Source organism: Variibacter gotjawalensis (assembly GCF_002355335.1).
Lineage (GTDB): Bacteria > Pseudomonadota > Alphaproteobacteria > Rhizobiales > Xanthobacteraceae > Variibacter > Variibacter gotjawalensis.
In genome coordinates, this window is sequence record NZ_AP014946.1 from 3,343,923 (window position 1) to 3,356,983 (window position 13,061).

The 13,061-nt window shown below is 63.0% G+C and carries 14 protein-coding genes; 4 read left to right on the forward strand and 10 right to left on the reverse strand.

Features of this window, described 5'->3' with window-relative positions:
• Nucleotides 1-97: 97 nt before the first annotated feature.
• Complete coding sequence (locus GJW30_RS16295; RefSeq protein WP_096357182.1) at nt 98-1,447, reverse strand: Nramp family divalent metal transporter; 1,350 nt, start codon at nt 1,445-1,447, stop codon at nt 98-100.
• A gap of 125 nt (nt 1,448-1,572) precedes the next feature.
• Between GJW30_RS16295 and GJW30_RS16300 the strand changes: the two genes are divergently transcribed.
• Complete coding sequence (locus tag GJW30_RS16300) at nt 1,573-2,478, forward strand: NAD(P)-dependent oxidoreductase (protein ID WP_130364541.1); 906 nt, start codon at nt 1,573-1,575, stop codon at nt 2,476-2,478.
• Between the two features lie 60 nt (nt 2,479-2,538).
• On the opposite strand, the gene GJW30_RS16305 is transcribed toward GJW30_RS16300, so the two are convergent.
• Nucleotides 2,539-3,480, reverse strand: a complete 942-nt coding sequence (locus GJW30_RS16305) for a Bug family tripartite tricarboxylate transporter substrate binding protein (protein WP_096357186.1) — start codon at nt 3,478-3,480, stop codon at nt 2,539-2,541.
• Between the two features lie 74 nt (nt 3,481-3,554).
• Entirely contained in the window at nt 3,555-5,831 is a 2,277-nt protein-coding gene (gene parC / locus GJW30_RS16310; RefSeq protein WP_096358870.1) for a DNA topoisomerase IV subunit A, read from the reverse strand.
• A 146-nt stretch (nt 5,832-5,977) separates the two neighbouring features.
• Here parC and GJW30_RS16315 point away from each other — a divergent pair, with 146 nt between their 5' ends.
• From GJW30_RS16315 to GJW30_RS16325, 3 genes are all read left to right on the forward strand, one after another.
• Nucleotides 5,978-6,700, forward strand: a complete 723-nt coding sequence (locus GJW30_RS16315) for a hypothetical protein (RefSeq protein ID WP_130364543.1) — start codon at nt 5,978-5,980, stop codon at nt 6,698-6,700.
• 147 nt (nt 6,701-6,847) lie between these two features.
• Nucleotides 6,848-7,126, forward strand: coding sequence for a hypothetical protein (locus GJW30_RS16320; protein WP_130364545.1), 279 nt, complete (start codon nt 6,848-6,850; stop codon nt 7,124-7,126).
• Between the two features lie 162 nt (nt 7,127-7,288).
• Complete coding sequence (locus GJW30_RS16325) at nt 7,289-7,831, forward strand: hypothetical protein (protein ID WP_130364547.1); 543 nt, start codon at nt 7,289-7,291, stop codon at nt 7,829-7,831.
• On the opposite strand, the gene recO is transcribed toward GJW30_RS16325, so the two are convergent.
• From recO to GJW30_RS16360, 7 genes are all read right to left on the reverse strand, one after another.
• Nucleotides 7,828-8,565, reverse strand: coding sequence for a DNA repair protein RecO (gene recO, locus GJW30_RS16330; RefSeq protein ID WP_096357194.1), 738 nt, complete (start codon nt 8,563-8,565; stop codon nt 7,828-7,830). The two genes, GJW30_RS16325 and recO, sit on opposite strands and share 4 nt — an antisense overlap.
• A gap of 17 nt (nt 8,566-8,582) precedes the next feature.
• Nucleotides 8,583-9,488, reverse strand: a complete 906-nt coding sequence (gene era, locus GJW30_RS16335; RefSeq protein WP_245408537.1) for a GTPase Era — start codon at nt 9,486-9,488, stop codon at nt 8,583-8,585.
• Between the two features lie 2 nt (nt 9,489-9,490).
• Nucleotides 9,491-10,246, reverse strand: coding sequence for a ribonuclease III (gene rnc / locus GJW30_RS16340; RefSeq protein WP_245408538.1), 756 nt, complete (start codon nt 10,244-10,246; stop codon nt 9,491-9,493).
• Nucleotides 10,183-10,938, reverse strand: a complete 756-nt coding sequence (gene lepB / locus GJW30_RS16345; RefSeq protein ID WP_096357200.1) for a signal peptidase I — start codon at nt 10,936-10,938, stop codon at nt 10,183-10,185. The genes rnc and lepB (GJW30_RS16345) overlap by 64 nt, the downstream gene beginning before the upstream one ends.
• Before the next feature lie 232 nt (nt 10,939-11,170).
• Complete coding sequence (gene lepB, locus GJW30_RS16350; RefSeq protein WP_096357202.1) at nt 11,171-11,908, reverse strand: signal peptidase I; 738 nt, start codon at nt 11,906-11,908, stop codon at nt 11,171-11,173.
• Nucleotides 11,905-12,306: a holo-ACP synthase gene (gene acpS, locus GJW30_RS16355; protein ID WP_096357204.1), complete on the reverse strand. Its 402-nt coding sequence runs from the start codon at nt 12,304-12,306 to the stop codon at nt 11,905-11,907. Before acpS ends, lepB (GJW30_RS16350) begins: the two co-directional genes overlap by 4 nt.
• The gene (locus GJW30_RS16360) at nt 12,303-13,058 is read right to left on the reverse strand and encodes a pyridoxine 5'-phosphate synthase (RefSeq protein ID WP_245408539.1); all 756 of its coding nucleotides are present in this window, start codon (nt 13,056-13,058) and stop codon (nt 12,303-12,305) included. The genes acpS and GJW30_RS16360 overlap by 4 nt, the downstream gene beginning before the upstream one ends.
• Nucleotides 13,059-13,061: the final 3 nt, after the last annotated feature.

The window sequence follows — 13,061 nt, forward strand, 5'->3', positions numbered from 1 at the left end:
CTGAGACGCGGGGTTACGCCCCCGACATCGGACGGGGCCAAAGTAGGATTGCCCCCAAGAGTCGTAAAGGCCCCCACCCTAAAGAAATTTAGCCTTGTCAGCCCGTCGCGACGTCGTACAGGAGCTTCAGGTTCAGCGCGATGATGATGGCGGCGGTGAGGATCGCCAGCGCCGTGACCCAGCGGGGAGCCACAAGTTCACCCATCTTGCCGCGGCTTGCCGTAAACATGACGAGCGGCACCACCGCGAACGGTAGCTGAAGGCTCAAGATCACTTGGCTCAGGATCAGCAGCTTCGCGGTGCCCTCGGACCCGTACCAGATCGTCACGATCGACGCCGGCACGATCGCTATCGCCCGCGTCAACAGACGGCGCGCCCACGCCGGTAGCCGGATGTCGAGGAATCCCTCCATCACGATCTGACCCGCAAGCGTCGCGGTCACGGTCGAGTTCAGGCCGCAGCAAAGCAGCGCGATGCCGAAAAGCGTCGGTGCGATCGCCGAGCCCAACATCGGCGCCAAGAACGAATGCACCTGTTCGAGTTCGGCCACATCAGTCTTGCCAACTTTATTGAACGTCGCGGCCGCGAGGATAAGGATCGAAGCATTGATCAGCAGCGCGAACATCAACGCGATCGTCGAGTCGATGGTGGCGAACTTGATCGCTTCTCGTCGCTCCGGAAGACTCTCGCCGTAAGCGCGCGTCTGCACGACACCGGAATGCAAATAGAGGTTATGCGGCATTACGGTCGCGCCGAGGATACCGAGCGCGAGGTAAAGCATCTCAGGGTTTCTAACGATTTCGGTCGTCGGAGCGAAGCCGCGGATCACCGAACCCCAGTTCGGATCTGCCAATGCGATCTGCACCGCGAAACACACCGTGATGACGGCGAGCAGCGCGACGACGAAAGCTTCGATCCAGCGGAAGCCGATATTCTGCAGCCACAGAATGAGGAAGACGTCGAGCGCAGTGATCAGCACGCCGATCTCGAGCGGGATCCCGAACAGCAGATTGAGCCCGATCGCCGTGCCGATGACTTCCGCCAAGTCAGTCGCGCAGATCGCGATCTCGGCGAGCAACCACAGCGGCCATGAGATCGCGCGCGGGAATGCGTCGCGGCACGCTTGTGCAAGGTCCCTGCCAGAAGCGATGCCAAGCCGGGCGCACAGCGCCTGCAGCAGGATCGCCATCATGTTGGACAGCAGCGCGACGGTCAGCAGCGTGTAGCCGAACTTCGAACCGCCCGCGAGCGAGGTCGCCCAGTTGCCCGGGTCCATGTAGCCGACCGCGACCAGGTAGCCTGGCCCGAGGAACGACGCGAGTTTGCGCCAGAAACCGCCGGTAGGCCGCGTCTTGATCGAGCCGAAGACCTCGGAAAGAGACGGCCGCCCACGCGGCGTTCGCCAACCCGGTTGGTCGGGGTGATCGGTCAGGCTCGGAGCGGACATCGGAGAATCTCGCATGGACACATCGGTTCTTATTGCAACTCATTCGCAATAGCAAGATCGGCGGGGTTGTATGTGGCGCCGCGTTCGGCGATCCAAAGACACTCCCAAAACACGAAGGACACGCCATGGCCCTGCAAACCGCTTCTCCCGGAAAAACGAAGGTCGGCTACATCGGCCTCGGCGTGATGGGCGCAGCCATGGTCCGCAACATCCTGAAGGCGGGCTTCAGCGTCACGGTACACAACCGCAGCCGCGCGATCGTGGATGAACTTGTGAAGGAAGGCGCCATTGCCGCCGCCTCCCCGGCCGACGTAGCGAACGCGTGCGACGTCGTGATGATGTGCGTGCCGGATACGCCGGACGTCGACCGCGTGATCTTCGGCGACAACGGCGTCGCGACGCATGCGCGTGCCGATCTCATCGTCGTCGACTTCTCGACCATCGCGGCCTCGGCGACGAAGGACTTTGCGGCGCGCCTCAGCGAAAAAGGCACCTACCTCGTCGACTGCCCGGTGAGCGGTGGCCCCAAGGGCGCGGTCGACGGCGCTCTGACCTGCATGCTCGGCGGTGAAGCTGCAGCCGTCGAAGCCGTGATGCCGATCCTCAAGGCTGTCGGCAAAACGCATGTCCATCTCGGACCGGCCGGCTCCGGCCAGCTCACGAAGTCCTGCAACCAGCTCGTCATCGCGGCGACGCTTGCGGGCGTATCGGAAGCCATCGCGCTCGCGAAATCCGCCGGCGTCGATCCCTACAAGATGCGCGACGCCCTGCTCGGCGGATCGGCGCAGAGCTTCGTGCTGCAGAACCACGCCATGCGTTTGCTCAACCGCGAACTCAAGCCCGGTTTCCGCTCATCGCTGATGCTGAAAGACATGAAGCTCGCGCAAGGCGCCGGTCGCGACAACGGCGTATTCATGCCGGTAACGAATGTCACGACGCAGATATTCACCGGCCTCTGCAACACCGAGCACAAGGAAGCCGACAGCGCTTCCTATGGCTTGCTCATCCAAGATCTCTCCGGCGTGAAGTAATCACCGCACGTCCGTAGCCCGGATGAAGCGAAGCGAAATCCGGGAACGGCGCCGCCCAAACTACTTCACGGCCGCGGAGATCTCGTTGAAGAGATCGACCATCGCCTTCTGAAAGCCCGGACCGTCGAGATACTCGGTCTTGAATTTCGAGCGCGTGGCAAACTCTTGCCACGCGGCGCTGTCGAGGCCCTTCTTGAAATTGTCGTGCAGGAATTTGTACGCGTCATCCGGCAAGCCGGCGGCCGCGACGAGACCCTTCATGTTGTCGCCGATGACGTCGTAACCGAGTTCGCGCAACGTCGGCACGTCCGGGTGCGTTTCGAGGCGCTGGGGTCGCGCGACCGCGAGCACGCGGATCGTGCCGCCGTCGAGTTGCCCCTGCACTTCATCAAGCGCGGAAATCAGAAAATCGATCTGGCCCGCAACGACAGCCTGCAGCGCAGGTCCACCGCCCTGATAGGGAACGTGCTGCAATTTGAGATCGGCCTTCTTCGCGAACACTTCCGTCGTCGCGTGAACCAAACTTCCCGGCCCCGACGATCCGTAATTCAACGTTCCCGGATTGGCTTTGGCTTTCGCGATCAGCTCCTGCGCCGTCTTGTACGGAGAGTTCGCCGCAACGACGAGCAACTGCGGATTGCTGGTTGCGCGCAGGATCGGGCGGAAGTCCTTGCGGATGTCGTACGGCAGTTGACGATAGGCGCCGACAGATGTGCTCTCGCTGCCGCCGCCGACGAACATCGTGTAACCGTCCGCCGGGCCGCGCGCGACCTCCGCTGCGGCGGTCGTGCCCGCGGCGCCTGCTTTGTTCAACACGATGATCGGCACAGGAAAGAACGGTTGCGCCGCGCTCTGCAGCGCGCGCGCGATCACATCGCTGCCGCCGCCCGGCGCAAAACCGACAACGATCGTGATCGGCTTATTCGGTACCCACTCGGCCTGCGCGAGCGAAGGCGCGATGAGCGCGGCTGCAGCCAGACACGTTGCGACGAGCTTGCGCATCGTCCCTCCCCTGATCTCTTTTTATGGGGACGGATCGATCACGAGAGCCGAGCGATTGTCAAATCAACGCTCGGCTACTTTTTGTCGTAAAGCGCCGTGCCGCCGAAGCGATTGGATTTCGGGAAACCCTTCGGCGCGAGACGTCCGGCGTCGGCGCGATTGCCGCGCCAGTCGGCAAGCTCTTTCAGCGTGAGCGAGAATTGACGCTCCGCGCTGTCGGTCCAGCCGAGGCCGTCCTTGCCGACGAATGTCCTCACGTCCGACAAGCCGCCGTCCTTGAAGCGCTGTAAGCGAACGCCGCTGCCGCGCGTCATCTCGGGGACTTGGTCGAGCGGGAAAATCACCAGCTTACGGTTCTCGCCGATCGCCGCGACCTGATCGCCTTCGACCACCGTGATCGCCCGCGCTTCATCTGGCGACTTCACGTTGAGCACTTGCTTGCCCTTACGCGTATTCGCGACGCACTCGTCTTCCGGCACGACGAAGCCGCGTCCCTCGACGCTGCCGACGAGGAACTTGCGGCTGCCCTGCAACGGGAACACCGTAATGACATCCGACTCTTGTTCGAGATCGAAATAGAGCCGCACCGGCTCGCCGTGTCCGCGTCCGCCCGGCAGCTTGCCGGCATCGAGCGTGTAGAAGCGCCCGTTGGTCGCGAAGACCAAAAGTTTCGACGTTGTCTCGGCCGAGAAGAAAAGCTTGAGCTTGTCGTCGCTCTTGAACTGCAAGTTCGAGAGATCCGTGACGTGGCCCTTCAGCGCACGCACCCAGCCCTTTTCGGAGACGACGACCGTGATCGGCTCACGCTCGACCATCGCGGATTCGATCGCCGCAAGATCATGCGTCGGAGCTTCCGCAAAGCCGGTGCGACGCTTGCCGAGCGGCGTATTCGGGCCGAACTTCTTCTTCGTCTCTTTGATTTCCCACGCAACCGTCTGCCACTGCTGGGTCTCGGATTTGAGCAGCTTCTCGATCGTCGACTTTTCTTCCGTGAGTGCCTTGTCCTCTTTGCGGATCTCGAACTCTTCGAGCTTCCTCAAGCTGCGCAAGCGCATGTTGAGGATGGCTTCGGCTTGGACTTCCGTCAGCTTGAAGCGCTTGATGAGCGCCGGCTTCGGCTCATCCTCCTGGCGGATGATGCGGATCACCTCGTCGATGTTGAGGTAAGCGATCAGCAAGCCGCCAAGCACTTCGAGGCGATGCTCGATAGCGGCAAGACGATGCTGCGAGCGGCGGATCAAAACGTCGCGGCGATGGTCAAGCCATTCGCGCAGCGCTTCCGTAAGCCCGATCACCTTCGGGATCTTGCCCTTCACCAGCACGTTCATGTTGAGCGGGATGCGGCTCTCAAGCTCTGTGAGTTTGAAGAGCGACTCCATCAACAGCTCGGGATCGGCCGTGCGCGAGCGCGGCTCGAGTACCACGCGCACATCCTCGGTGGACTCGTCGCGCACATCCGCGAGCAGCGGCAGCTTCTTGTCGTTGAGAAGCTCGGCGATCCGCTCGATCAGGCGCGACTTCTGCACCAGCCACGGAATCTCGGTGACGACGATGTTGTAGGTGCCGCGCCCGGCGTCTTCCTTCTCCCAACGCGCGCGCACGCGAAACGAACCGCGCCCCGTCTCGTAAGCTTCCGCAATCGCGGACGCCGGCTCGACGATGATGCCGCCGGTCGGGAAGTCCGGACCCGGCACGTATTTGAGCAGGCCGCGGCTCTTCGTGTTCGGATGTTCAATAAGATGCAAGGCCGCGTCGCAAAGCTCGGCCGCATTGTGCGGCGGGATCGACGTCGCCATGCCGACCGCGATGCCTTGCGCACCGTTCGCGAGCAGGTTCGGGAATGCGCCGGGAAGCACCGACGGCTCCTCGGTCTGCCCATCGTAGTTCGGGCGGAAGTCGACCGCGTTCTCATCGATGCCGTCGAGCAGAAGCCGCGCGACTTCGGTCATGCGGGCTTCGGTGTAACGATCGGCCGCCGCGTTATCGCCGTCGATGTTGCCGAAGTTGCCCTGCCCGTCGACCAGCGGATAGCGCGACGAGAAGTCCTGCGCGAGGCGCACCAGTGCGTCGTAGATCGCGAGGTTGCCGTGCGGATGGAACGAGCCCATCACGTCACCGACGATCTTCGCGGACTTGCGGAAGCCGGAACCCGGATCGAGCCGCAGCAGCCGCATCCCATAGAGGATGCGGCGGTGAACGGGCTTCAGGCCGTCGCGCGCATCCGGCAAGGCACGGTGCATGATCGTCGACAGCGCATAGGCCAGATAGCGCTCTTCGAGCGCGTCGCGCAGCGCAATATCTTGGATCTCGCCATCGGACGGCGGTTCCGGCGGAATCGTTCGTTTTCCCATGCGCACTCGGTATCCCGCGCCGCGGCGGCGAACAAGCATTCGCGCAAATCGAACCACAACGTTCGCGATGCATTGTTATTCGCAAACAACCAACGAATCCGGCATACCTGCCGAACCGGATACCGGAACAGAGCCAAGGGAGCACGATGCGCAAACTCATCACAGCGGCGGTTGCCGTGATTGCCTTATCGGCCGCGACGCCGCCGCGCGCTGAAGCCGCGCCGCTGCTTGGGCTCAAACGAGCCGCCGATAGCCTGAACCCGATCGGAAAAGTCGGCTATTGCGAGTTTTATGACGAGGATGTCGGCGATTACGTCACATTCTACGTCCCGGGTCCGTGCCTTTACTACGGCCACCCCGGCTATCAGGGATGGCTCGGCCGCTACTATTACGGCCGTCCTTACTGGCGCGGCCGCGTCGGCATGCGCCCCTGGGATCGCGGACCGGCGTTTCGCGGACGCCCTGGCGGCGGCTATCGTGACGGACGTCCCGGCGGCGATTGGCGCGGAGGCCGTCCCGACGGCGGCAGGCGCTTCGGACCTCCGGATGGTGGACGCCGTGGTGGACCGCCGGACGGCGGTGGTCGCCGCTTCGGACCTCCGGACGGCGGCGCGCGTGGCGGACCTCCCGATGGCGGCGGACGGCGCTTCGGGCCGCCTGATGGCGGCGCACGTGGCGGACCTCCAGGTGGCGGCATGCGCGGCGGACCGCCGGACGGTGGTGCGCGCGGTGGTTCTCCGAGTGGCGGAATGCGTGGCGGCCCCCCGGCCGGTGGCGCCCGCGGTGGGCCTCCGGCAGGCGGTCGTGGTGCCGCACCTGTCGGCCGTGCTGGCGGACAACCAGGCGGTCAGCCGGGCGGCGGACGATAACGAGACGCTAGAAATTTAGAGCTGCCAACATTTTAGCGCCCGGCGTTGATTCAGTTTCTGATCAAAGCCGGGCGTTTTCGTTTGCATCGCCCGCTAACCTTTTATTGAGCGGGCTCGCGCATAGTGGCGAAAGAGGAGTTCAAGTTCATGCGTAACCTCTTTCTCGCCGGCGCTACAGCGCTCGCGTTTTCGGCTGTCGCCAATCCGGCTCATGCAGGCGCGTCGCGTTGGCTCGACGGCATCTTCGCGCCGTATGGCGGCAACTACTGCCAGTTCTTCGATCCCGCCGCTGGCCAGTGGATCGACTTCTACGCTCCGGACGGCCGCTGCATGAGCTACGCAGCACCGGGCCTCCGCGCCACGAGCTATCGCTCTCACTACGGCCGCCGCCACTATCACCGCTACGGCTTGCGCACACGCGGCTAGCCTCCGCCTCAGCGTCGCTAAGGCCGCGTTAGTCATGCCGTGGCAACGATGATCGCGGCCGTTGTTTCTTAAGGTCTGTGTCGGATGCTGAGCGCAACGTAACCTGCGCCAGGATTCTGGATCATGGACCAGCAAGAAACAAACGGCGGGATAAAGTCGTTGTTGGCGACGCTCGGCTTCTGCGTCCTGCTTGGCTTCATGGTCTATTGGCACCTGCCAAATCTGTGGACCGATCTACGGACTTCGGATTGGCAACCAGCGTTCGGATTGAAATTGGACGAAGCGAAGTGCACGCGGCACTTCTTTGTCGCATCGACGTGCTCGATCAAATATTCGGATCCCGTCAAACCTGAGCAACGCCAGAAATCGCTGAGCTACCTCACGTTCGGCGGTTGGGGCGGCGAACAAGCGCTGCTGGTCCAAAGCGCAAGCAATCCCGATCGCGTCAGCATTGCCATAGCGACAAAAGCCCTCATCGGCCGCACACTGGCGATGCTCGTTCTCACCATCATCCCTTTGTTGCTGCTGCTCGCGGTCTTTGCGAAGCGTATGCTTGCGTCCGGCGATGATGATGCCGCCAGCTTTGTGCAGCCCAATCCTGAACCGAATCCGGCACGCACCGCTGAGGTCACACGTAGACCCACAATGCCGCCCACCGGCAATGCTCCGCCGACATTCGGTCGCCGTACGACGCCCGTTCGCTAGCCGCCATTACTACGCTTTACGGCTATCGACAGAAACTGCTGCCGCGCTTCCGGCAGCGCGACGCCTCGTGGATCGAACACGTGGCGCGCGAGAAAATAGCCGGTCAGCCGAAACGCTTCCTCGATTTCTTTCATCGCCGCGACTTCGTCGGCCGCGTCGTCACCGAGGAAACGCGGCAGAGACAGCAGCTTCTCGCGCCACGGGTCTCCCGCAATCCGTGAGACGGCGCGGCCTGATTTCGGCGACACGTAGACAAGCTCCTGCTGACTCCCGGTCGCCGCGCATTCGTTCAGGTCCAAACCGAAGCCAAGCTCCGACAACAGCATCAGCTCGAAGCGCGCGATCCGCATCGCGGCCTGCTGCGCATCACTAAGATCGCTGAGGATGCCGTCGAGCCCGCCGAGCAACTCTGGATGCGGGTCGCGCTCCGGCAACAGCCTGACCAAAGCGCAGAGATGCGACAAAGCGTAGAGCGCATGCGGCTTATCGAGATACTCGGCAGCTCGCAGCCGCAAGCCTTCGACCGTGAAGTTGCCGAGATGCTCGTCGAGCCGTGCCCGCCAGACGACACGCACCGTATTGCCGGGCTGCAGCACCGGCCGCATGCGTGATCCGGCGCCGCCGCGCACCAGTCCGGCGTGCCGCCCGTGTTCAACGGTGAAGACGTCGATAATCGCGCCGGCTTCGCCATGCCGGCGAACGCCCACCACGATGCCCTCGTCGGTCCACTCCATGTGGCGATTATAGCCCGCTATTCGCGCGGAAACTCTATGCCCATTTCGCGGTAGCGCTCGGGATCGTCGCCCCAGCCTTCGCGTACTTTGACGAACAGGAACAGATGCACGGGGCGCTCGAGGATCTCTGCAAGCTCCTCGCGCGCCGCTGCGCCGATGGCCTTGATGGTTTGACCGCCTTTGCCGAGCACGATCTTCCGTTGGCTCTCGCGCTCGACATAGATCGTCTGCTCGATCCGCGCCGAGCCGTCCTTGCGGTCTTCCCACGTCTCGGTCTCGATCGTCGACTGATACGGCAACTCCTCGTGGAGCCGCAGATAAAGCTTCTCGCGCGTGATTTCGGATGCGAGATGCCGTTGCGGAGCGTCCGTCAGCTGATCTTCCGGATAGAGCCAAGGCCCGGCCGGAACGTTGCGCGCAAACCAATCGCGCACGTCCTCGACGCCGTAACCACTCAGCGCCGCCACCATGAACGTTGCCTCGAATGTGCCGGCAGCGTTCACGGCCACCGTCAGATCGAGCAGCTTCGGCTTTTCGACGAGATCGACCTTGTTAAGGATCAGCGCCTTCGGTTGTCGCACATCTTTCAGCTTGTTGAGGATCGTTTCGGCTTCCTCATCGAGACCACGCTGGGCATCGATGACGAGCGCGACGAGGTCCGCGTCATGCGCACCGCTCCACGCCGTCGTCACCATCGCGCGATCAAGCCGCCGGCGCGGCCGGAAAATTCCCGGCGTATCGACAAAGATGATCTGCGCATCGCCGTCGATCGCGATGCCGCGGATAAGCGCGCGCGTCGTCTGCACCTTCGGCGTTACGATCGACACTTTCGTCCCGACAAGACCATTCGTCAGCGTCGATTTGCCGACGTTGGGCGCGCCGATCAGCGCAACAAACCCACAGCGCTGCTTCGTATCGTTCATCATTACTCCTGCGTCACGCCTTCGCGCGCCAACATGGCAAGCGCCGCGGCCTGTTCCGCAGCGCGCTTCGATTTTCCGGTCCCTTGCGTCGGCTCGCGCCTGGCGACCGCAACCTCGACAGTGAAACGCGGATTGTGATCCGGCCCCGAGCGATCGACTTCTGTATACACCGGCATCGGCAAACCGCCGCCCTGCGCCCACTCCTGCAGCGTCGTCTTAGGGTCACGCAGAGGCATCGCGGGATCGCTCACCCGCTCGGCCCAATAGCGCTGCACAAGCGCTGCTGCGGGCGCATAACCGCCATCGAGATAGACCGCGCCGATAATGGCTTCGGCGACGTCCGCCATGATGGACGGAGAAAGCCTCGCTTTGACGCCCTTAGCGGTACCAAGCCGGATTGCTTGGTCGGCTTCCATCGCCTTGGCAACTTCGGTGCAGGTTTCAGCCCGGACCAACTCGGCGAGGCGGCGAGAGAGATCGCCCTCGTTCGCGTCGGGAAATGCTTCGAACAACATCGACGCGATGGCGAGCCCAAGCACCCGGTCGCCGAGAAACTCGAGACGCTGATAGCTTCCCGTCTTATCGCCGCCGCTCAGCGCCGTTGAATGCGAGACCGCCCGCTCCAGCAACTCGAATTGCGTGAACTCGTACCCTATTCGGGTTTGTAGCTGTCGCGCTGCTGTCGCCTTGCGGCTCATCGGACGATCGAGAAGAGCCGCGACCAGCGTACCGACCACGGCCAGCGCCAGAACTGCCACGCGCGCTCGCCTTCGCCGACCGAGAAGAAGATGACTTCGGCGCGGCCGATGAGGTTCTGGTACGGCACGTAGCCGACCTGGCTCAGAACGCGGCTATCCGTCGAATTGTCCCGGTTATCGCCCATCATGAAGAAATGGCCGGCCGGCACCGTGTAGATCTCGGTGTTGTCGTAGAAACCGTTCTCGGCGAGGTCGAGCGTCGTATAAGTGACCCCGTTCGGCAGCGTTTCCTTGTAGCGGCGCACACGCGTCGAGCGGCCGCCCTCTTCGACGTCGACGAAGTCGTCGATGCGCTCGCGCGGCACCGCCTGGTCGTTGATGTGCAACACGCCGCGGATCATCTGGATGCGGTCGCCCGGCAGGCCGATGACGCGCTTGATGTAGTCGACCGAGTCATCCTTCGGCAGCCGGAACACGACGACATCGCCGCGCGACGGATCGGAGCCCATGATGCGGCCCTTAAACAGCGGCGGCGAGAACGGCAGCGAGAAATAGCTGTAGCCGTAGGTGTATTTCGAGACGAACAGGTAGTCGCCGACAAGCAGCGTCTCCTTCATCGAAGCCGACGGAATGTTGAAGGGTTGAAACAGGAATGTGCGAATGATCGCCGCGATGATGAGCGCATGGACGACGACACGAATGGTATCGCCTACGCCGCCTTCTTTCCGTTCAGCTTCCGTCGTCACGCGCATTGGCCTCTTAGTCTCCGGCGCAATCCTGCGCGCTCATATGTCGTGCAAAATCGATCGGCCTCGAATCGTCAGGCCGTCGCGCCCCCGCGAATGCCGGACTATGTAGCGGCTGGCCCTGCGCCGCGCAACGAACCCGAAGTCCGTCCCTGAAGCATTCTTGCGACCACACGCGGCGCAAGCGTCGACATCACGAAATCTCGCAATCCCTTGTTTTCGTTAAGTCTTCCACACTTCAGCGAACGAATGACGGCATCCGGCTGAAGCGAAGCGTCCACGGCCAGCGCCAGAACTCCCACGCAGCGGTGCCCCCCGAGACCGAAAAGAAGATCACATCGGCGCGACCGACAAGGTTTTCCATCGGAACGAAGCCGACCGCCTCCGGCACCCGGCTGTCGGCGGAGTCATCCCGGTTGTCGCCCATCATGAACACGTGCCCGGCCGGGACCGTGTAGACCGCCGTGTTGTCGAACTCCCCGTTCGGCACGATGTCGAGGATGCTGTGCGTCACTCCGCCCGGCAGCGTCTCCCGATAGCGCTTGGCTCGCACGGTCCTGCCTTCATCGTCGAAGACAAACTCTCCGTCCGGCATCTGCGCCGCTGCCGTGCCGTTGATGTTGAGCACACCGTTGATCATCTGGATGCGGTCGCCCGGCAGCCCGACGACCCGCTTCACGAAGTCCTGCGACTCGTTCGGCACCGGACGGAAGACGACGACGTCACCGCGCTTCGGCTCCGATCCCCAGATTCGCCCCGAAAAGAGTTTCGGCGCAAACGGCATCGAGAAGCGGCTGTAGCCGTATGAAAACTTCGATACCATGATGTAGTCGCCGACCAGCAAGCTCGGCAGCATCGACTCCGACGGGATGCGATACGGTCGGAACAGCAACGTCTGGAAGACGAGCACGAACGCGACCGCCGGCACGACGACGCCGAGGACGTAGCCGCGAAAAAACCCCTGCTCTTCCTTCATGACTTCGGCACGGCCGTGATCATCACAAACGCCTGCGCCATCGGGTATTCGTCGGTGATCGTCAGATCGATGCGCGTCTCGTATCCCGCAGGCGTCATCGACTGCAGCCGCGCCAGCGCGCCACCGGTGAGCTGCATCGTCGGCTGACCAGAGCGGCGATTGACCACACCCATGTCGCGCCAGAACACGCCGGCGCGAAGGCCCGTGCCTAGCGCCTTCGAGCAGGCCTCTTTCGCAGCAAACCGTTTAGCGTAGGTCGCGATGCGCTGGTTTTTCCGTTCTGCGCGCGCGCGCTCGACGTCCGTGAAAATGCGATTGAGGAAACGATCGCCGTGGCGCGCGATCGTCTTCTCGATCCGCCTAATGTCGATCAGGTCCGATCCGATGCCGAGGATCATGACGCCCGCACCCGGCCGCGATCCATCGCAGCGCGCATCGTGACGATTGTTTGCGACAGTCCGACGCTCAAGGCCTCACCCATCAGGAAATGCCCGATGTTGAGTTCACGCAGGTTCGGCAGCGTCGCAATCTGCTCGGCCGTCGCGTAGTTCAGACCATGGCCCGCATGGACTTCGAGGCCGAGATCGCTCGCGATCCGCACACCGTCGGCGATGCGCCGCCACTCGGCATCGGCAACCGAAGCGTGGCCCTCCGCAATCGCATCGCACCACGCACCCGTATGAATCTCGATCACCGGCGCTTTGAGCTTTGCCGCCATCTCGATTTGCTTGGGATCGGCCGCGATGAAAAGCGAAACGCGGATACCGGCATCGTTGAGCCGCCCGACGAACGAGCTGAGGCCATCCGCCAGCCCGACGACATCGAGGCCGCCCTCGGTGGTCAGCTCTTCGCGGCGCTCGGGCACGATACACGCAGCGTGCGGCTTTACGCGCAACGCCATCACGGACATCTCCGGCGTCGCCGCCATCTCGAAATTCAGCGGCTTCGTGATCTCGGCGCGCAGGCGTTCGATATCCGCGTCGCGGATGTGCCGGCGGTCTTCGCGCAAATGCGCCGTAATGCCGTCGGCACCGGCCGCGATCGCTTCCTTCGCGGCTTTAACTGGATCCGGATGCGTGCCACCGCGTGCATTACGCACGGTCGCGACATGATCGACGTTGACGCCGAGCCGAAGAGTTTTGTCGTTCACGAT

Bases quoted from the DNA above. Each gene is read 5' to 3' on its own strand.
- GJW30_RS16295 (WP_096357182.1), bottom strand. From the start codon at position 1,447: ATGTCCGCTCCGAGCCTGACCGATCACCCCGACCAACCGGGTTGGCGA.
- GJW30_RS16300 (WP_130364541.1), top strand. From the start codon at position 1,573: ATGGCCCTGCAAACCGCTTCTCCCGGAAAAACGAAGGTCGGCTACATC.
- GJW30_RS16305 (WP_096357186.1), bottom strand. From the start codon at position 3,480: ATGCGCAAGCTCGTCGCAACGTGTCTGGCTGCAGCCGCGCTCATCGCG.
- parC (WP_096358870.1), bottom strand. From the start codon at position 5,831: ATGGGAAAACGAACGATTCCGCCGGAACCGCCGTCCGATGGCGAGATC.
- GJW30_RS16315 (WP_130364543.1), top strand. From the start codon at position 5,978: ATGCGCAAACTCATCACAGCGGCGGTTGCCGTGATTGCCTTATCGGCC.
- GJW30_RS16320 (WP_130364545.1), top strand. From the start codon at position 6,848: ATGCGTAACCTCTTTCTCGCCGGCGCTACAGCGCTCGCGTTTTCGGCT.
- recO (WP_096357194.1), bottom strand. From the start codon at position 8,565: ATGGAGTGGACCGACGAGGGCATCGTGGTGGGCGTTCGCCGGCATGGC.
- era (WP_245408537.1), bottom strand. From the start codon at position 9,488: ATGAACGATACGAAGCAGCGCTGTGGGTTTGTTGCGCTGATCGGCGCG.
- lepB (WP_096357200.1), bottom strand. From the start codon at position 10,938: ATGCGCGTGACGACGGAAGCTGAACGGAAAGAAGGCGGCGTAGGCGAT.
- lepB (WP_096357202.1), bottom strand. From the start codon at position 11,908: ATGAAGGAAGAGCAGGGGTTTTTTCGCGGCTACGTCCTCGGCGTCGTC.
- acpS (WP_096357204.1), bottom strand. From the start codon at position 12,306: ATGATCCTCGGCATCGGATCGGACCTGATCGACATTAGGCGGATCGAG.